Origin of the sequence: Micromonospora kangleipakensis (assembly GCF_004217615.1) — a bacterium.
Classification (GTDB): domain Bacteria; phylum Actinomycetota; class Actinomycetes; order Mycobacteriales; family Micromonosporaceae; genus Micromonospora; species Micromonospora kangleipakensis.
This window is the reverse complement of sequence record NZ_SHLD01000001.1, coordinates 2,100,060-2,118,625: the sequence shown is the minus strand read 5'-3', so window position 1 is coordinate 2,118,625 and position 18,566 is coordinate 2,100,060. Positions and strand designations below refer to the sequence as shown.

Sequence of the window (18,566 nt, the reverse complement as noted above, 5' to 3'; positions counted from 1 at the left end):
ATCCGCCGGCTCCCATCGCTGGCGCGGGTCCATCCCGGGTTGAGGGTCCACATTGGTGGCCGCGCCCCGACAAGATGTGGGGCATGGCGACTCCTGGAATTTTCCGCGCCGACCTCTCACGCTCTCAGGTCATCTGGTTGACGGTCGGACTGGCCGACCTTGTGTTCATCGCCGTCGTCGCGTCCTCGAACCTCCGGACCATCTACGACTCACAGAAGGACTTCCTGGTCGGAACGCTCTTCTCAGTCGCCGGCTTCTGCTTCGGCCGGGCCTTCAGCCGCACCCAGGAGCAGCGAGCCCTCGAAATGATCAGTACGCCCACCGAGGCGGTGGACCGAGTGCTCCGGAGGAAGATGGAGGAACGCCTGCACGACGAAGGCGCGTTCCGGACGTTGTCCGTCCTCGATCGCGACATCGAAGCCGCAGTCGGTCGACTGTCGGAGTACTACGACTCGCAGGCGCGACGCCTGCAGTTCTACCGACACGCCCCACTGCTGCGGGTCGCCCTCGACGACCTGGACAAGGCAGCGGCGAACGTGTCGACCCTACGCGCCACCCTCGACGGCGGCAGGCAGGCGAGGCCCGACGAGAGCATCCCCGTGTCCATCCGGCTCGATCTGATGCGCACCCGACGAGACCTGCACGAGGCCATCGGACGGCGGGACCAGGCGTACGAGTGGCTGGCCGACCGGATGGGCACGGACGCGCACGAGGCCTGGGACCTGTTCGCCGTCATGACCGCCGACATGCTGAAGGGTGACCGCATGCTGGAGGCGCTGGGCGGCCAGCGCATCGCGTACCCGGTGCCCGAGTACCTGCGCACCGTGCACGGGTATCTGGCCGCCGCCCCGCTCCGAGCCGAGGAGTTCGAACGCGTTCTCGCGCAGCACGAAATCACCAAGCCCACGATCTACAACGTGATGATCGCCGATCTCACCAGTGCGTGCACCATCCTCAGCGAGCTGGTGCCGAAGGTGATCGGGACGAAGGAGCCGGAATGAGGTCGGCCGGCCGGGTCGGTAGGGTGCGGCGCGTGACGGGCACGGACTGCTCCGCCGCCTACGAACGAGGCGAGGAGAACTGGGGCAACCCGGACGAGCTGAAGGAGGCGTTCCCGGGCGCCTGCGCGCAGGTCGTTGGGCTCCGGCCGCTGTGGCACAGCCGGAAGTGGCGGATGTACGACCGGACGCCCCATCCCGACGTGGGTCGACGGGCCGACTTGCCCACAGGCCGCGAAACGATGCCCGCGGTCTACTGTCACCACTGGGCATCCGGATGCGCCGACCACCGTAAGGTCACTCGATCCCCTGATCCTGCCGGTGGCGCTGCAGCGCTCGTCGGTCCGGGCGGTGCGCGGGATCGACCGTCGGCCGCAGCCTGCGGCCGTTCCATTCGTCGTAGTGGTCCAGTCCCTCCGCCATCCGCACCCGGTAGGAGTCGTCGATCCAGAGCCGCCCGGCGTCGAAGAGGTTGTGCAGGTCAGCTCGGAGCAACAGGCCGTTGGTGATCCGGTTCGTGGATGGCCCGTCGTACGGATCGATGTGCGCCGCCTGGAGCACTTCCGGCACGTCGCAGCCGCTGATCGCGCACTTGCCGTCGTACGCCTCCAACAGGCGACGCCGGAACTCGGCCTGGCCCTGACGGGCGGTGACCTGGGCGAGCCGGCGGCGGCGCCCTTCGGGCAGGCCCTCCGGTTCGGGGGCACGACCGCCGTCTAGGATTTTGGCCAACCGCTCGGACTCCGACGGCTGCAGGGCACGGACGGTCTGCACCAGCTTGTCGAGCACGTCGGCCCCGGCCACGGGGTGCGTCAGCAGGAAGCGGGTCAGCGGCAGGTCCCACCGGATCTCCAACTGCCACTCGGAGCCGCCGTCGGCCTCGGCCCAGACGTAGGGATCGTCCCAGGCGGTACCGACGGCGACGATCCGCTGGTACGGCCTCGTGGCGTAAATCCAGATCCGGTCGCCGGCCTTGATCTGGTGGAAGCAGGAGCCGAGTTCCCAGTTGGCGAACGGCTCCCCGGGCGTGAAGGCGCGGAAGGTCTCCAGCACGCCCTGGTCGTAGCCCCAACTCTCGCTCTGGTCGTTGACCGGGTAGACCCACTCCGCCGTCCGGGCGTCATGGCCCAGGACCTCGTCCACGAGGGCCACGCTGTGGCCGGCTCCCTGCATCGTTCCCGCAGTGAGCAGCGACGAAGTCAGGTCGCGTACCGCTTCGGCGAAGCGGTCGTCGGCGAGCGCGGCCACCAGCTGGTCGTACCGACCGCGCACCCGGGCCTGGTCCGGGCCGGCGTCGCGGTAGTCGGACGGTTCCTCGGTGAGCCCCGGGAATGCCCTGCTGAGCGCACGTCCCGTCGCCCAGTGCCGTTTCAGGATGGATCGCCGGATCACGACGAATCCCTCGGCCACCCCCTCATCCGTCGGATCGAGGGGCTCATGCAGGACGAAGGTCTCCATCGTCCGCATGCAGACCGCCGAGAGCCGCTGCGGGTTTCTTGTGGTGCTCGGCAGGCAGGAGAGCGTCCAGTAATCGCGTTCGGTTGCGGCCGCGTCTGGCACGGCCACGGCGAGGTAGGCACGGTTCGCGGCCACGACTGCCGCGTAGTACCGACTCTTGCTCAGCCGCGCGAACTGGGCGCTGCCATCGGACCCGACACGCATCGCGGACTCCTCGTCACGACCTCACGGCCCACCTCATCTCGCCCGCCGGCCACCCTTGGTGGCCGACGGAAGAACGCTGATGCTAGTGAGCCTCCTGAGAGGACGGTGCCCCGATGCAGGCTCCTGGAGGGGAAAGGACCCAACACCCGACGGAGGATGGCCCGCCCGGTCGGCCGTGACCGGCCAGGCGCGGAAGCGAGGCGACTGCCCGGAGGTTGCCGCGACGGTCGCCTCGAAGGTGACGTGCTCGCCGTGGATGGGCAGCAGGATCAGCGGCTACCTCGCGCCCAGGTGGGCGATCATCGCCTGGTTGGCGGCCCAGCCGTCGGGGAACTTGACCGGCACGTCGAGGTGCACAGTCTCGGTCGACGGGTGGGCGTCCAGCAGCTCGCCGATGCCCGCCCGCGCCACCACGATGCAGGCGTGCCGGTGCCGGGACGCCAGCACGCAGAGCCGCCCCGACTCCAGGTGGAACGTCGTCGCGTCCCGCCGTCCAGAGAGCGGATGCAGCACGATCGTCACGTCGTACTCGCGGCCCTGGAGCCGGTTGGCGGTGTCGACGGTGATGCCCGCGCCGGCCTCGCCGAGATGGGCGCGGATGGCCGAGACCTGGTCGCGGTGCGCCGCCCCGACGGCGATCCGGTCCGCGGTGACCGGCGTACCGGCCGGCGCGTGCTCGGAGACGGCGACCGCTCCCCGTGCCAGCATCCGCAGGGCGAGAGCCGCGCAGGCCGCGGCCGCCTCCCCGTCGGTGCGCACGGTGTGCCGGGCCGGCAGCTCGTAGAGCGCCCACCCGGAGGTGGCCGCCAGCTCCACCGCCGCGTCGACCCCGTCGCCGGGCCCCGATTCGGTGAACGTCAAGGCCCGGTCGTCGAGCCCGGTGCCGGCACGGAACCCGGTGAACGGGTAGAACGCCGCCGCGACGACCGGCGCCGCCGACGCGGGCAGCCGCCACGACACGGGCAGGCGGTGCACCGGCAGGTCGGGGTTGTGCCGCAGCAGCACCGCCACCGCGGCCTGCATCGGATCCCAGGTCAGGCCCGTCCAGCGCGCGGTCTCGACGGTGGAGAACGGGTCGAGCTGCCCGGGGTCACCGACGAACAGGGCCCGCTCGAACCTGCCGGCCACGCGCAGCAGGGCGTCCGACCGCATCTGGTACGCCTCGTCGACGATCGCCCACGGCCAGGAGCCCTCGGTGACGGTGGCCCACTTCGCGGCCGTACCGACGATGACGGCCGGACCGCCGAGGTCCGCGACCTTGGCGGCCACCCGGACCGTCTCGTGGTCCTTGACCCGGTCCGAGGGCCGGTAGTCGGCGGCCGAGAGCCGGCCGATGCGCAGCTCGGGGGCCTTGCGGGCGAGCCGGTCGATGAGGTCGTCGACCTGCTCGTTGGTCTGCGCGATGATGATCAGCGGCTCGCCGGCGGCGGCCAGCTCGACGGCGGCGCGGACCACGAGGGTCGACTTGCCGGCACCTGGCGGGGAGTCGACCACGACGCCCCGGTGCGCGCCGGAGCGCAGGTCCGCCAGCACGGCCGTGATCACCCGCTCCGCCTCGACCGCGGGCGGCACCTCCAGCCCAGCAAGCATCGACCACACCTCCCGACAAGGGTCTTCGGGACCCTACCGGCAATCCTTCGGCTCTTGTTCCCGGCACGGCGCCGTCCGGAGCTCTACGGCGGCTGATCCCGCCCGCTGCCGACGCCCCGCCGCGAGAATGCCGGAACCGAGCACTGACCTGCGGGAACCGGCACTAGCCTGGGCGTGAGCGAGGAGGTATGGCGCGCCTCCGTCCGGTGGCCGACCATGCCGATCATGGGGGTGTCCATGGGCGGGCCGAGACGTGGTCCGGTCTGGGCGGCCGAACTGTGGCTACGCCAGCGCCGGCGCAGGTGGCGCACCCGACGCGAACGCCACGCCGAGCGGAACCTCCGCCGACAGACGGACCAGCGATCCGACCACCGGATGAACTGGCGGCACCACCGCGGGCTGCGGTGGGCGATCATCGCGACCGCCTCGATCCTCGTGGTGTGGACCAGCTACTCGCTGGTCCTGATGGTCCTCAACACCGAGCCCGGTTTCCTCCCTGTGTCGCAATGGTGCGCGGGACAGCCGCCGAGGTCGTACTACTGCGGGGAGGTGGAGGGCTTCGTCAAGGGCCCGCTGATCCTGGCGCTGGGCCTCGCGGTCTTCCTCTTCTGGCGGTATCTGCGGGTCCGCCGCTGGTACGGCCGGAACGCTCTGCGCAATCGCCGGATGGTGATACCCACCGCCGAACGCGACGTCAGCGCCGTCGACGTCGTCGGTCGGGACGAACTGTGCGAACTGATGATCCAGCGGCTCCGCGACGAGCACAGCCGCCGTCCACTGCTGCTCGTGGGCGGCATCGGCACCGGCAAGACGACCACGCTGGTCCGCCTCGCGGAGATGCTGATGGCCACCAACGTCGTACCGATCGGCATCGACCTACGCACCATCACGGATCCGGAGAAGCTCAACTTCCACCAGCTCGCTCAGGCACAGTTCGAGCGCACCATCGACACCCAGCTGCACGCCGCGGGCGAGGCCGACAAGATGTGGCGGCGGCTCTGGCTGGAGAACCGCATCGTGGTGCTCGCCGACGGCCTGGAGGAGGTGCTCGCCGACACCGCCCAGCCCGCCGACCGGGACAGCCTGCTCCGGGAGGCCGTCCGGGCCGCGATCCGCGAGCGTCTCCCCCTGGTGGTCGCGTCGCGCCCCGCCGATCCGCTGCGCGGGCTGGATGCGCTGCTGCTGCAACTGGAGCCGCTCGCCCAGGGCTCCGCCCTGGAGTACGTGCAGAGCCGCAGCCGCCGCTCGGACGCGGGACAGCGGTCGGACCGCATCGCCGGGCTGGTCAAGGACGCCGACGTCGCCGACTCACCGTTCTACCTGCGGGTCATCGGCCAGCTCCACGAGGTCGACCGCCTCGACCGCGTGGAGCCGGCGAGCAAGGGCAGATCCGCGCTGCGGTGGAGTCTGCTGGAGGAGTGGTACGACGCCACCGTCGCCGGGGATCTGTACGAGGACTACGGCATGCCGCAAACCGAACGAGCCGATGCGATCGAGGTGCTCTCCGCGCTCGCCTGCATCGGGTTGCGCGACAACACGCCGTCGGTTCGCACCACCGACCTCACCGGCGCCGACGGCAAGGAGGACGCCGGCCGCCAGTGGATCATGGCCGAGCTCCGAGTCCGGCTGCACAAGCTCAGCGCCGACAACCCGCAGGACATCGGGCTCGCCGAGACCACCGGGGACGCGCTCAACATCGTGGTGAAGCGGCAGGACGGGGTGCGCTTCCAGAACGGGGTGATCCAGGCGTACCTCGGCTCGCGCTTCCTCACCGCCGCCCTGCGCGACGACGCCTTCCTCGAGCGGGCCTTCACCCGCAACCACGGGCCCGGACGGGAGATGCTCTCCGCTCTCACCCTCTACAGCCGCAGCGGCGGGGTGTTCGAACGGCTGGACGGGCGTCGCAAGCCTCCCTCCACCCAAGCAAAGCTGCACCGCCTCTGTGACGCCGTCCGGCAGGCCGCGCGGCTCCGCACCGGCGTCCAGGACGCGGAGGTCGCCCGGAACCGGTCGATCGCCCTGGTACACCGGCTCTGTGACGCGGCGACCGGCACGCGGGACCGCACCCGGGCGCTGGAAATGTTCGCCGCCGCGCTGGAGATGGACGCCGCCACCGGGCACACGGTCCACCGGAAACTGGCCGACGCCATCCGGGACGCCTGGCCCAACCACCAGGGGGACGGCTCGGTCACCGACCGCCCCCTCGAAGACGCCAAGATCGCCCTCGTGCACCGGTACGGCGACGCCGCCCGGCAGCTCAGGGACCAGCCCCCGGTGGCCACCAGGCCCCGGGGGCAGCAGCCGGAGCCGCAGTACCGGCAGCTGTTCCAGATGATGGCTGACGAGTCCTCGTACCTGCCCCGGCTGGGCGCGGCCCGCGAGATCGCCAGCGGCGGCAACGCCGTCGTCCGCGCGCTGCGCGACCTGCTCGACGAGCCGCCCGAGGCGGCCGACACCACGGGCCGGGAGCGCCTGGAGGAGCTGCGGACCTGGATCGCGCCGTCGCTGTTCCTCTTCACCGAGGCCGAGCACGACCCCGGCGAACCGGACTGGCAGGGCGTGGCCCGGGAAACCCTGCGGCGCTGGGTGCACCGCCTCGCCACCGACGCCTCGGACGGGGCCCGCGTCTACGAACTCACACTCGCGCAGGGGTTTCGGCTGGCGGCCAACTGCCGCGCGTACCCGGCGCACCGCAGCCTCCTCATCGAGGAAGCCGAGAAGGCACTGCGGCACTCCCGATTCTGGTACTCGCATCTGGTGCTCATCCAGGCGCTCACCCTGCTGGCCCTGCCCCGGGATCCCGGCGAGACACTGCGCGAGCGGGGTCACGGTTCGGACCCGCGCGGGCTGGTCGGCTTCTGGATCTCGATCGCCGGGGGCGGGCACCGCGCCCCGCAGCCCGGCAGCGGTACGGCCCACCCGCTCGTCCTCGAGGTCGCGGACCTGTGCGTCGAGGCGCTCATCGACCGCCATCCGGAGCGGCACTGCTGGGCGGACGAGCGGGCGATCGTCGGGCAGGTGGGGGCGGTCAGCCCTCAGCCCGCCGTCCGCCGGCTCCAGAACTCCTGGCTACCGCCGGCGCACGGCTGGGGTGTGCTGCAACCACGGGCCCAACGGCTGCTGGCCGACGTGATGCTGCTGCTCAACCTCGCCGACCGCGGACAGGACAACTCCGAGCGAGCGCGTCGGCTCAGCCGGGCCAGCCGGGCCGAACTGCCCCCGTGCCTCACCATCGACCGCAGCGCCATGCGGGTCACCCTGAGCCGCCGCCAGGCCCACGACGTCCAACCCGGCTCCACCTGCATCGACGACTGCCCGTTCCGACTGTGCCCACTGCCGCCGAAGGGGGACGAGTTGCCGTACCAGATGGACGAGGCCTTCTGCGCCCACCAGATCGACCTCGTCGGGCGCTGGTTCCGCTCGCCGGGGCGGGCGGACTGGCAGGCGGTCAACCGGAACGACCTGCGGACGTTCTGGCGGGAGATGTCCGAGCGAATGGCCCCCGCCTGGCGGAAGTAACCAGATCAGTCAACAACGAGCGAGTCTGACAGGGCCCGGACCCGGCGATCTGTGCCGACCGCAGGTCTGGGTGACCGCGACCCCATGGTTCGCCGCTGTCTGGATCGTGGGACGAATCCTAGGCTGGATCCGAGCGTAGGAATGAGACGAGGGAGGCCGCCGTAAGCCAGACCGAGAGGATTGACCCCGTCGAGGAGTGGAACGTGGCCGAGGACGACGGTGTCCTGGACGCCTCGGACACCCTGGACGACCGGGTCCGCGATCCCCTCGACACCGGAATCGTCGCCGGAGAACGCTGGACGGGTGCGAACCGGTTCGGCACGACGCCCGCGGAGGAGCGGGCGGGCGAGTCCCTGGAGCAGCTGTTGGCCCAGGAAGAGTCGGACATCGACCCGTACGCCGAGGCCGCCGAGGACGAGGACGAGCTGACCCGGCGTGGGTCCGAGCGCGAGACGCGCGCGGGACGCCTGGTCGCCTACGACGAGGGCCTCGGCGAGGACGAGGAAGCCGACTCCGTGGCGTGGGATGCCGGGATCGACGGGGGTGCGGCCAGCGCGGAGGAGGCCGCGATGCACCTGGTCGACGACCCCAACGGCCCGGGCGACGGCCCGTTGCGGTGAGGCGGACCAGCTCAGCACCGCGCGGCGCTCAGTGGCGGGAGCTGGCCTGTCACGGCCGGGCGCAGGCACCCGGCCCCGGTCAGGATGAGGAGAGCGGGACCGCCGGGACGTACCCGACGGCCCCGACGGTCGACTCAGTGGACGACGACAGGCGTCTTCGGCTGCTCCCCCGGCTGGTCGTCGAGCAGGTGCGACCGCTCACGCCGGCGGGGCAGGAACGCGGCCGGGATGAACGTCAGCAGCACCAGCGCGAACGCCACCCAGAACGTCGTGGCGAAGGAGTTGGCGGCGAAGTCGAGCCCGCGCTCGATGAGCGACGGGTCGACCGGGAACTGCTGGGTCAGTTCCGGCCGCTGCTGGGCGGCGATGGCCAGCCCGGCCTGGGTGATCGGCTTGCCGCTCGGGTCGGTCACACCGGGGATCGGCTGGGAGCCGTTCAGCTCGTTGGTGAGGATCACCGACATCACCGCGGCACCGACGGAGCCGCCGATCTGCTGGAGGATGTTCACCAGCGTGGAGCCGCGGGCGACCTCTTGCGCGTGCAGGGTCTTCAGCGCGGACGTCATGATCGGCATCATCGTGCCGCCCATGCCCAGACCCATCACGAACAGCGAGCCGCAGAGCAGCACGTACGAGGTGTTCGGGTCGACCTGGGTGAAGGCGAAGAACCCGAGGACGATGAGCGCCAGCGCGAACGGCACCGTACGGCCGATGGGCACCCGGTCGGCCAGCGTCCCGGCGATCGGCATGGTGATCATCGCGCCGATGCCCTGTGGCGCCATCAGCAGGCCGGCGGCCAGCGTCGACTCGCCGCGTACCTGCAGGAAGTAGCTCGGGAAGAGCAGGCCGGCGCCCATGAACGCGATGATGAAGACGAACATGGTCACCGCAGCGATGGTCAGGCTGCGGTTGCGGAACAGCCGCAGGTCGAGCAGCGGGTGCCGCGGCTTGAAGGAGTAGAGGACGAACGCCACCACCAGCGCGGCGCCGATGAGCATGGGCGCCCACACCTCGGGGTCGGCGAACGTGCCGGCCTCGGGCAGCGAGGAGACGCCGTAGAGGAACAGGGCGAGCCCCGGCGAGAGCATCAGCATGCCGAGGAAGTCGAACGACTCCGACGGCTGGGGGTTGTCCTTCGGCAGGGCCAGGTGCGCGTAGATCAGCGCGATGACGCCGATCGGCAGGTTGATCAGGAAGATCCAGTGCCAGCTCGCCACGTCGATCAGCCAGCCGCCGAGGATCGGGCCGCCGATCGGGCCGAGCAGCATCGGGATGCCGAGCACGGCCATCAACCGGCCGATCCGGTGCGGCCCCGCCGCTCGGGTCATGATCGTCATGCCGATCGGCATGAGCATGCCGCCGCCGAGGCCCTGCAGCACGCGGTACCCGATCAACTCCCCGATGGTGTCGGCGGTGGCGCACAGACCGGACCCGATCGTGAACAGCGCCAGGGCGACCATGTAGAGGCGTTTGGTGCCGAACCGGTCGGCGGCCCACCCGCTGAGCGGGATGACCGTGGCCAGCGCGAGCGTGTAGGCGGTCATTGTCCACGCGACGCGGGCGTAGGACGCGTCGAACTCGCTCTGGAACGTCGGCAGCGCGACGCTGACCACCGTCACGTCCAGGATCGACATGATCGCACCGAGCACGACGACGCCGGCCACCTTGAGAACCGCGGCGTCGAGCTTGTCCGATGTCGGGACAGGCTGCGGTGCCGCGACAGCTTGCTGTGTCACGAAGTCTCCTGAAGTCGGATCTGACCGAACGGGTGAGCGGTGGTGGCGGCGCGGCGCCGGCCGATGGGCGGGCGCGACGTGCGGAGGGGTGACGCTCGCAGGCAGATTAGCCGCCGCCGCCGACACTTCGCCGTTGGATTAGCTCCCAGCGCCTCGACGTGTGACGACGATTACGGCCGGCCCATTCACCACCGACCCGGTCAGCGGCTACCCACCCGGGACCCCGGACGCGCCGACCTGACACGGCGTCACCGGGGCTCTGCAAGACGTGGCCGCATGATCGCGTTCCCCGCGTTGGTGGCGGTCTGCCCTGGCCGGTTCAGGCGTACGCCAGGGCGAGCCTGCGATGTTCGGGGTCGTCGGTGCGCTCGGCCAGTGCACGCAACTCGGACGATGCGGTGGCGAGGTTGCGGGCGCGCCAGGCGTGCATGAGGGCGGCGGCGGTTTCCGCCGGGCTGCCGGTGGCGGTGGCGACCACCACCTCCGCGGTCTCATCCGTCAGCTGGTCGATGGTCGGCACGGTGACGTCCTGCTCACGCAGGTGCCCGGCGAGCAGGCCGACACCCAAGGGGGTCAGTGCGACAACAGCTTCGCCCTTCTCGATCGCATGCGACATCAGGGCCGCCGCCGCGTAGCGTGCCGGGCGTGACGGGCACCGACTGGTCGGACATACGCGAGCGGCTCGCCGCCCTCGCCGCGGAGCGGAACGCGGCCGACGGCGGCCGGCGGATGGTGCCGCCGCCGCTGAGCCCGGCGGAGCTGGCCGAGGCGGAGGCGCAGCTCGGGGTCGAACTGCCGGAGGAGTACCGGTCCTTCCTGCTCAAGGTGAACCGGGGCGGGTGGAAGCCGGTGCCGGAGCTCTGGCAGGTGGACGGGCGGTGGCAGTGGAAGGGCCGCGAGCACGACAACGCCCTCGACCTGCTCGACCAGCCGTTTCCGCACACCGACGCCTGGAACCTCGAGGACTTCATCGAGCCCGAGCCGCTCCGGGAGGACTTCGCCTCGCAGAAGGAGTTCGACGCCGCACTGCGGGACTGGTGGCGGCGCGGCGTCGAGATCGAGGATGATCCGGCGCTCACCCAGGGTGCGCTCTTCCTGGACGACCGGGGTTGCGGCTTCTCGACGTTGCTGGTGGTGAGCGGGCCGGCGCGCGGCAGCATGTGGTTCGACGACCGGTGCGTCGACGGCGGGCTCCGACCGGTGCTGGATGACGCGGGCGAGCGGGTCGGATTCGCCCACTGGTACCGACGGTTCCTGGCCCAGCGCTACCCGGTCGCGGGGAAGACCGAGGATGGCGAACGCTGGTCCACTTCAGGGTGATCCGTCGGCCACGTTCCAAGCCGCCGGCAGCTGCGCTTCGCAGACCGCGCAGGTGAAATCGTCGTCGCGGACCACGTTGCGCTGCGGCGGGCACCGCACCCCACAGGCCGGCAGCGGTACGGCCCACCCGCTCGTCCTCGAGGTCGCGGACCTGTGCGTCGAGGCGCTCATCGACCGCCACCCGGAACGGCACTGCTGGGTCGACGAGCGGGCGATCGTCGGGCAGGTGGGGGCGGTCAGCCCCCAGCCCGGCGTCCGCCGGCTCCAGAACTCCTGGCTGCCGCCATCGCACGGCTGGGCAGTTCTGACGCCGCGGGCCCAACGGCTGCTGGCCGACGTGATGCTGCTGCTCAACCTCGCCGACCGCGGACAGGACAATTCCGAGCGGGCGCGCCGGCTCAGCCGGGCCAGCCGGGCCGAACTGCCCCCGTGCCTCACCATCGACCGCAGCGCCATGCGGGTCACCCTGAGCCGCCGCCAAGCCCACGACGTCCAACCGGGCTCCACCTGCATCGACGACTGCCCGTTCCGGCTGTGCCCGCTACCGCCGAAGGGAGACGAGTTGCCGTACCAGATGGACGAGGCCTTCTGCGCCCACCAGATCGACCTCGTCGGGCGCTGGTTCCGCTCGCCCGGGCGGGCGGACTGGCAGGCGGTCAACCGGGAGGACCTGCGGACGTTCTGGCGCGAGATGTCCGAACGCATGGCCCCCGCCTGGCGGAAATGACGATCAGGCGGCTCGGTCGTCAGCGCGAACGCTGGTCGGTCGACGGCCGGGCCGTCAGCCGAGGTTCCACATCCTCCGGCAGCTCAGCACCGCAGAGCGCGCAGATGTAGTCGTCGTCGCGGACCACGTTGCGCTCACCGCAGTCAAGGCAGCGCCGAAAGACGATGGTCGCGGTGAAGCCTTCCGGGCGGCCGATACCCGCCCGGTCGAGGGCGCCCGCCACCGCCGCCCACGAGGTGGGATCGGGGCAGTAGCCGGTGGACTGGTTGCTCACCTCGGTCACGACCGAGCCGTCCCGCTCGCCAGCGAAGGCGATCTCCCCCGCGCCGAGGACCTCCCCACCGCCGGCGCAGGCGACGTGCTCGCTGCGTCTCGGGGCGAGCCGCAGCGTGCCGCCAGGGTCGATGACGTAGGTGAACGGCTCGTCACGGTCGCGCGGATCTGCGGCCGCCAGGTAGGTGTCGAGATCGACCGATGATCGGATGGGCCAGCCTGCGGGAGAGTCGGCGACCGACGCCCGCACGTCCGCCGGGCCGACGTACCGGTATCGACGCCCCGCCCCTACCACGGCACCGACCCTACGCCCGCGCGTCCGCCGCCATGGACAACCACACCCGTCCGGCAGCCCAGACCTGGCCCCCGGCCGATCCCAGCATCGCGAGCAGCCGGTGGGCGGTCGACACCGAGACGCCGAGCCCGCGTCAGCGGGTTACCGTCACCTGCTGCTCCGGGGTCGGCCTGCCGGCGCCCGGGAAGTGCACCTCGGTCTCGAAGGCGAGCACGCCGTAGTGTCCGCCCGAGGTGTATCCGGTGAATCGGATCGTGTAGGCGTCGCTGCCCGTCGTCGGGGTGACCGCGTGCGGCACCAGCCGGCCGCAGGACGCGGTGCGGCCAGGCCCGTTCCCGCTCGGTGAGGTGGCGGTGAGGGAGTAGTCCTGTTCGCCGGCGTGGCTGACCCGGCAGGTGATGGTCAGGCTCAGCGGCTCACGCGAGTCCGGCAGCCATCGGCCGCCGTCGAGGAAGAAGGGCTCGACGAAGACGTACGGGTTGATGTAGTAGCCGCCCGTGTCGTTCTTGCGCAGCCGTTGCGTGCAGAAGCGGAAGTTTCCCTTCGTCTTGCCACTGCGCGAGACGTACACCTGCTGGCCGGCCTGGAGGGTGCAGGTCTGCGACAGCAGGGTGTAGCCGCGGGGGAATTCCGGGGCCGGGGTGGCCCTGGCGGCCGGGGCCGGCGGCGGGGCGGCGGCCGAGCCGGCCCGCGCTGCCGCCGACGGGCGCGGTTTGGATGTCGGGGAGGCGCTCGCGGCCAGGTTGCTCGGCGTGGGGGCCGCCACCGCGCCGCCACTCGTCGCCGCCGCCCCAGTGGGCGCCGCCGCCCCGACGGTGGGTGCCGAGGTGGCCCAGACGGCGCCGGCAGCACCCGGTCGGGCGCAGCCGGCAACACCGGTGGTCAGCAGCAGCGCCAGTACGCCGCAGCGGACGAGCGGACGGCGCCGCCGGGTCGGTGCGTTCATCGCTGCAGCGTCGCGGTCGCGTAGCCGTCCGGGTAGAACTGGTAGTAGTCGCGGTACCGGACCGTGAAGGTGGTGGTGCCGCGGGGCAGCGAGTAGGTGAGGGTGTACCTGCCGCTGGCGTCCAGCTTGCCGCGCCAGAACTCCCGCTCGGCCCCGCCGTTGGTAGACGCGGTGATCCACCAGTAGTTGTCGTCGCCGATCGGCGAGCTCCAGGTCACGGTGAGCTGCGCGGTGCCCTTTTCCTTGCCGGTCCCCACCTGGGCGGTGACGGCGAGGTCGGTGACCGGCGGCGTCGGCGGGTGTGCCGGCCCGAAGGAGTGCAGCAGCTGAGTCTCCTGGTAGGGGTCGGTCGAGGTGACCGCCCAGGCCCGGGTGCCGGCCTGGTTGACCAGCAGGGTGCCCTCCCAGAGGCTGTCGCCGCTGCGGAAGTCGACGGCGTACGTCGGGACCGTGCTGCCCTTGGCATACAGGTAGACATCGGCGTCACCGGAGGCGGTCGAGGCGCGGCCGATGGCGACGGTCGAGCCGTCCCCGGACCAGGCGGCGTCCTGCGGGTAGACGCCGCTGGGATAGACGGTGGCGTCGCCGAGATCCGGCAGCCGGTACGAGTGGTGCTCGTACGGGTGGCCGACCGTCTCCACCACCTCGGTGCCGTCCGGGCTCACGGCGTAGTCGATCAGGTTGCTGCCGGTGTTGTCCCGCCGGGCGAGGATCCTCGGGCTGTCACCAGAGACGTCGATGGCGTACGTGGTGACCGGCGAATAGCCGGTGTCGCCGGCGACGAGGAGGCCCGGCGCGCCGGGGCTGGCGTCGATGATCGGGTGGTAGTTGGGGCCCGCGGTGTAGACCACCGGCGGGGTGCCGGGGGCGGACCAGATCAGCAGACCGCCGGAGCCGATGCCCGCGTCGATGAACCCGCCGACGACCTTCTCACCGGTCGGTTCGACGGTGTACAGCCAGGCGCCGGGGGGTGCGGGGTAGCTGGCGACCATGGTGAGCGTATCGGCGTCCAACGCGACGATCCGGTTGAAGCCCTGGGCCGCGTACAGGATGCGCCCGTCGTCGCTGAGGACGAGGTCGGAGATGCCGCCGACGGCCGTGACCCGGTTCAGCAGCCGGCCGTCGAGGTCGGTCACCACCAGCGGCAGCCCGCCACCGACCCCCTGGGCGATGTAGAGGCGGCCGCGCGCCTCGTCGAGTTCGATCGCCCGCAGGTCGTCCACCGGCAGCTGGGTGCCGACGCTCTTCAGCGGGACCGTCTCGGCGGCGGCCGGCGCTGTTGTTAGCAGCTCGCCGGCGCTGAGCCCGATCGCCGTGAACATCCCGGACGCCAGCAGTTGACGACGCCGCATGACACCTGCTTCCTACTCGTTGCTCATAGCTGAGCAGTTCGGATAATTCGCTCTCCGCCCAGCGGTGGTTGGGCTGGAGTCCTGGACCGGCAGTCTGGTCCGGTGGCGATCGTTCCGGTCCTGCAGGATCTGCTTCACCACGTGGTGTGGGGTGTGCAGGGCGATGTCGGGGTCGCCGGCTCGGTGCAGGATGTTGATCGCGGCGTTCACGTCGGCCTGCCACGCCACCCCGCACGAGGTGCAGTGAAACCGGTCCCCGCTGCGGCGGCCGAACCGGCCGCAGTGGTGACAGGTTTGTGAGGTGTAGGCGGCATTGACGAGAACGAGCGCAGAACCTCTGCGCTCCGACACGCTTTTCAGGGCCTCGGCGGTGACTCCCTTGGTCCACGTGGCGAGACGCCGGTTGATGTTCTTAGGAAGCTTTTTGCGGCCGGTGAAGCGCTTGGTGAGATCCTCGGCGATCACGGTACCGGCCTCGTCCACGACCTCGTGCACCGCGGTGAAAATCTCCGTCCGTACCCGCGCCCGATGCCGTGCCGCCTGCCGATCCCGCTTCACCGCGCCGAGATTGTTGACCGTTATCCGGTGCGCTTTCGCGTGATCCCCACGCAGGGCGGCGCTGTTCGCGATCGAACGCAGCTTCGCCCGCCGCCGGTTACGTTCCTTCAACCGGTCCGACTCACTGGACAGCATCACGCCGAGCCCTACACCATGGGGCTGGCTGTCGGAGTCGGTCAGGGCTTCCGTGTAGCCCTTGTCCACACCGAGCCTTCGGTCGCCGCACGGCCGCTGCGACGACCGCATCTGCGCCGCGTCGATCTGGTAGTGCACCTCAACCCGGCCGCTGCGCAGGATCAGCCGCAACGTACCCGTCGGCGCCACGGTCGTGGACAGCGGAATCCTAACCATCTTGCGGGGCTCGAGACCGGGAACCGCCAGCCACAATAGGCCCCTCCGATCGACGGCGGTGTTGTACTTGTCGGCGCGCACCACGATCTGATGATGCGTGCGGTTGCGGCCGCGCTTCCAGTGCTTGCGCATCTGCCGGGCCAGGAACGGGTCACTGGCCCACTGGTCGGCCTTCAAGGCGGTGAACATCCGCTTACGCTCGGCCGGATCGTTGGTGCGTCGGCTTATCGCTCGCCGGACGTCGACCTTGGCCGCCTCGAGGTTCGCGGCGATGTCGGCCATGGCGTCGCGGAGGGTTTCCTTCCACGCGTTCGCCAGCACGCCAAACCGGATGTGCGTGCCGTCGACCAGCCACCGGTCCCGTACCTGCCGATCTGCCAACCCAGACCCAACCCCAGCGATCGAGCCGTAGCGCTGCCACACCTCGCTGCGCACCCGGCCCAACCGGCGAGCCTGCTCCACCAGGGCGGCGTACTTGCCCGGATTCAGTCGGGCCGAATAGGCGATCCGGGTGACCTTCACCGGTCACCGTCCATGGTCAAGTCCGTCCTTTTCAGCTCCTTCTCGTAGCGGCGCAGACCGTACAGGGAGGCAGAACTGTTGCATCGCCGCCACCTGCAAGGCCAAGTCGAACTTCTGACCCGGCGACGAGACCCGGCAATACACCACAACCTTCCGCCGGTCGGCGTCGAAGCCCGGCTGTAGCGCCCTGGCACATCCGATTCGTCGAAATACCGCTGCCCGGGCGGCAAACGACGGCCCGTGATCCGGCCCCCGCCTCCCACCGACGCACCGTGCTCACCGAACGGCCCACCCACTTGGCAACCTCGCCGATAGATGCTTTTCACAACAGTCGATTATGGACAGCTCTCGAAAGGAAAGCGACCGCTAGTAGCTGCTCCTCTGTCGGCCAGCCGCCGTACCGACGGCAGCCGCCGCGGCGGCCGGCGGGCAACGCGACGACCCGTGCGAGCGGTTGAGAGGGACTGTTGAGGGCTCTCGTCGCGGCCGATCCGGCCCTGTTGTTGTCAGCGCGCATGAGGGCTCGGCTGAGTGCGGCATTGAGGGCTCGGTTGGGGGCGTCGGCGATTCGAGGCCCCAGACGAGTCTTGTCGAACTGCTCTGTCAGGTGTCTGAGCTGCGGAAACCCGGCCAGACAGGAACCGACCTGCAAGATCAACCTATCCCGACTCCCTAATGTTTCTTAGGACCCCAGGGGTTCTTACGCCGGGCGGGAAAGGTCGAGAACGGGGGCGGCCGGATCTACATCAACGAGGCCTGCGAGTTCTTCGCGCCGCTCGGCAGAGGCGGCAGTAGTGTCCTCTACGTCTACCTCGGGTCGCTCGGCGACGACGCTTGGTTCCCCGCCCCGGAAGTTCCAGGCAGGGAGTAGCTGACGCGTTCAGCCGAGCGGGTGCTCTCATCGATGCAAAAGGGCCAACGTCAGCCGGTCAACGTTCGTTCTACGGCACTGAACCGGATTCGTTCCTGCTCCAGGCGCAGCGCGGGCGCATACCGGTTGGCGACCAGATCGCGGTACAGCTGCAGCTCCTCTGCGGTCAGGTGGGCGAGTTCGGTCGTGACCGGGGCGGCCTCGCGGCCCCAGTGCGCCCGGTGGCCCAGCAGCGTCTCGGAATCCATCAGCACCGACGTCGTGTGGGGAAACACCTGCCGGAGCCGGTCGAGGATGGCGAACCCGTGGGTGTCGATGTCGCCCCAGTAGGTCAGCTCCCGATCGTGCAGCCAGGTGAGCGGCGCCAGCGCGCGCACCGCGTAGCCGCCGCCGAAGACCGCGACCGTGCCGGGCATCGAGGGAAGGGCGAGGTGCGTCGTCTCGTTCTCCACGACGAGCACCCGGGCGACGTCGAGCGGGGTCCGGGCCAGCTCGTCGACGCGGACCGTCACCTCGCTGAACGGGCCGAGCGCCGCGGGGGCGGGGCGGTCCAGTGCACGCAGCCGTACGTACGTGGGCTTGGTGCGGAACCGGTACCGCTCGGCGAACCGGGCCGGCGGCTGTGCCGGGTCGATCCGCTCGGGTGCCAGCTGCCGGTCCAGCAACTGGGCCAGGACGGTGCGGTGCTGCTCGATGAACTTGGTGTCGACGCCGGGAACGTCGATCTGCCGCAGGTACCGCCCGGTCGTGGGGTGCCGGTCGATCCAGCGCACGACCTCGACCAGGCGGGCCCAGCTGTCCGCGTTGTCCAGGACCTTCATCGGCTCGGCGGTCATCCACTCGACGAGTGCGGGCGCGGCCTGCCGCGTCAGATCCAGCAGCCGCGTGAACGTCTCCACGTTCCGCCGTACGCGCAGCAGGGCCCACGCCTGGTCGGGAGTGTCGATGGAGGCCCGGTGCGGCACCTCGTTGCTGCCGACGAGGCGCCCTCCGACGCGCTTCCAGTCGAGCCGGATCAGGGCCGGATCGACGGTCTTCCACTCCGCGAGCCAGTCCTGGGCCGCGCCGAAGCGCTCAGCCACCTCGGCCGCGGTCGGCGCGCGCAACGGGACGACAACCGGTTCCCAGCGCTGCCGCGCGTACGCGGTGAGCAGTTCCCCGGAACTCCACCGCCGGCGCACTTTCGTCAGCAGCTCGGACGGGGTGGACCAGCGCGATGCCGCCAC

General features: G+C 70.7%; 14 protein-coding genes. 5 read left to right on the top strand and 9 right to left on the bottom strand.

All coding sequences use genetic code 11. The features are described 5' to 3' along the window. Positions 1-137: 137 nt before the first annotated feature. Positions 138-1,001 (top strand): hypothetical protein, encoded by an 864-nt coding sequence (locus tag EV384_RS10295; RefSeq protein ID WP_130332355.1) that lies wholly within the window; start codon positions 138-140, stop codon positions 999-1,001. Positions 1,002-1,295: 294 nt separating this feature from the next. On the opposite strand, the gene EV384_RS10290 is transcribed toward EV384_RS10295, so the two are convergent. Together EV384_RS10290 and EV384_RS10285 are read right to left on the bottom strand one after the other, a co-directional pair. Then, the gene (locus EV384_RS10290; protein ID WP_130332353.1) at positions 1,296-2,660 is read right to left on the bottom strand and encodes an HNH endonuclease; all 1,365 of its coding nucleotides are present in this window, start codon (positions 2,658-2,660) and stop codon (positions 1,296-1,298) included. A gap of 276 nt (positions 2,661-2,936) precedes the next feature. Beyond that, positions 2,937-4,250, bottom strand: coding sequence for an AAA domain-containing protein (locus EV384_RS10285; protein ID WP_130332351.1), 1,314 nt, complete (start codon positions 4,248-4,250; stop codon positions 2,937-2,939). Positions 4,251-4,424: 174 nt separating this feature from the next. On the opposite strand from EV384_RS10285, the gene EV384_RS10280 reads away from it, so the two are divergent. Further along, complete coding sequence (locus EV384_RS10280; RefSeq protein ID WP_130332349.1) at positions 4,425-7,769, top strand: NACHT domain-containing protein; 3,345 nt, start codon at positions 4,425-4,427, stop codon at positions 7,767-7,769. 203 nt (positions 7,770-7,972) lie between these two features. After that, the gene (locus EV384_RS10275; protein ID WP_242624004.1) at positions 7,973-8,389 is read left to right on the top strand and encodes a DUF5709 domain-containing protein; all 417 of its coding nucleotides are present in this window, start codon (positions 7,973-7,975) and stop codon (positions 8,387-8,389) included. Positions 8,390-8,523: 134 nt separating this feature from the next. Here EV384_RS10275 and EV384_RS10270 read toward each other — a convergent pair whose 3' ends face one another. Together EV384_RS10270 and EV384_RS10265 are read right to left on the bottom strand one after the other, a co-directional pair. After that, the gene (locus EV384_RS10270; RefSeq protein WP_130332344.1) at positions 8,524-10,125 is read right to left on the bottom strand and encodes a DHA2 family efflux MFS transporter permease subunit; all 1,602 of its coding nucleotides are present in this window, start codon (positions 10,123-10,125) and stop codon (positions 8,524-8,526) included. Between the two features lie 319 nt (positions 10,126-10,444). Continuing rightward, the gene (locus EV384_RS10265) at positions 10,445-10,741 is read right to left on the bottom strand and encodes a hypothetical protein (RefSeq protein WP_130332342.1); all 297 of its coding nucleotides are present in this window, start codon (positions 10,739-10,741) and stop codon (positions 10,445-10,447) included. Positions 10,742-10,770: 29 nt separating this feature from the next. Between EV384_RS10265 and EV384_RS10260 the strand changes: the two genes are divergently transcribed. Together EV384_RS10260 and EV384_RS10255 are read left to right on the top strand one after the other, a co-directional pair. Then, a complete protein-coding gene (locus EV384_RS10260; RefSeq protein WP_130332340.1) occupies positions 10,771-11,445 on the top strand; it encodes an SMI1/KNR4 family protein in 675 nt (224 codons plus the stop codon). Between the two features lie 52 nt (positions 11,446-11,497). Further along, the gene (locus tag EV384_RS10255) at positions 11,498-12,172 is read left to right on the top strand and encodes a hypothetical protein (protein WP_130332338.1); all 675 of its coding nucleotides are present in this window, start codon (positions 11,498-11,500) and stop codon (positions 12,170-12,172) included. Positions 12,173-12,191: 19 nt separating this feature from the next. Here the strand turns inward: EV384_RS10255 and EV384_RS10250 are convergent, their stop codons facing one another. From EV384_RS10250 to EV384_RS10230, 5 genes are all read right to left on the bottom strand, one after another. Beyond that, positions 12,192-12,740, bottom strand: coding sequence for a hypothetical protein (locus EV384_RS10250; protein ID WP_130332336.1), 549 nt, complete (start codon positions 12,738-12,740; stop codon positions 12,192-12,194). Between the two features lie 133 nt (positions 12,741-12,873). Then, positions 12,874-13,686, bottom strand: a complete 813-nt coding sequence (locus EV384_RS10245; RefSeq protein WP_130332334.1) for a hypothetical protein — start codon at positions 13,684-13,686, stop codon at positions 12,874-12,876. Continuing rightward, positions 13,683-15,038: a hypothetical protein gene (locus tag EV384_RS10240; protein ID WP_130332332.1), complete on the bottom strand. Its 1,356-nt coding sequence runs from the start codon at positions 15,036-15,038 to the stop codon at positions 13,683-13,685. The genes EV384_RS10245 and EV384_RS10240 overlap by 4 nt, the downstream gene beginning before the upstream one ends. Before the next feature lie 12 nt (positions 15,039-15,050). Next, complete coding sequence (locus tag EV384_RS10235) at positions 15,051-16,469, bottom strand: RNA-guided endonuclease TnpB family protein (RefSeq protein ID WP_130332330.1); 1,419 nt, start codon at positions 16,467-16,469, stop codon at positions 15,051-15,053. A gap of 921 nt (positions 16,470-17,390) precedes the next feature. Then, positions 17,391-18,566: a Wadjet anti-phage system protein JetD domain-containing protein gene (locus EV384_RS10230; RefSeq protein WP_165439908.1), complete on the bottom strand. Its 1,176-nt coding sequence runs from the start codon at positions 18,564-18,566 to the stop codon at positions 17,391-17,393.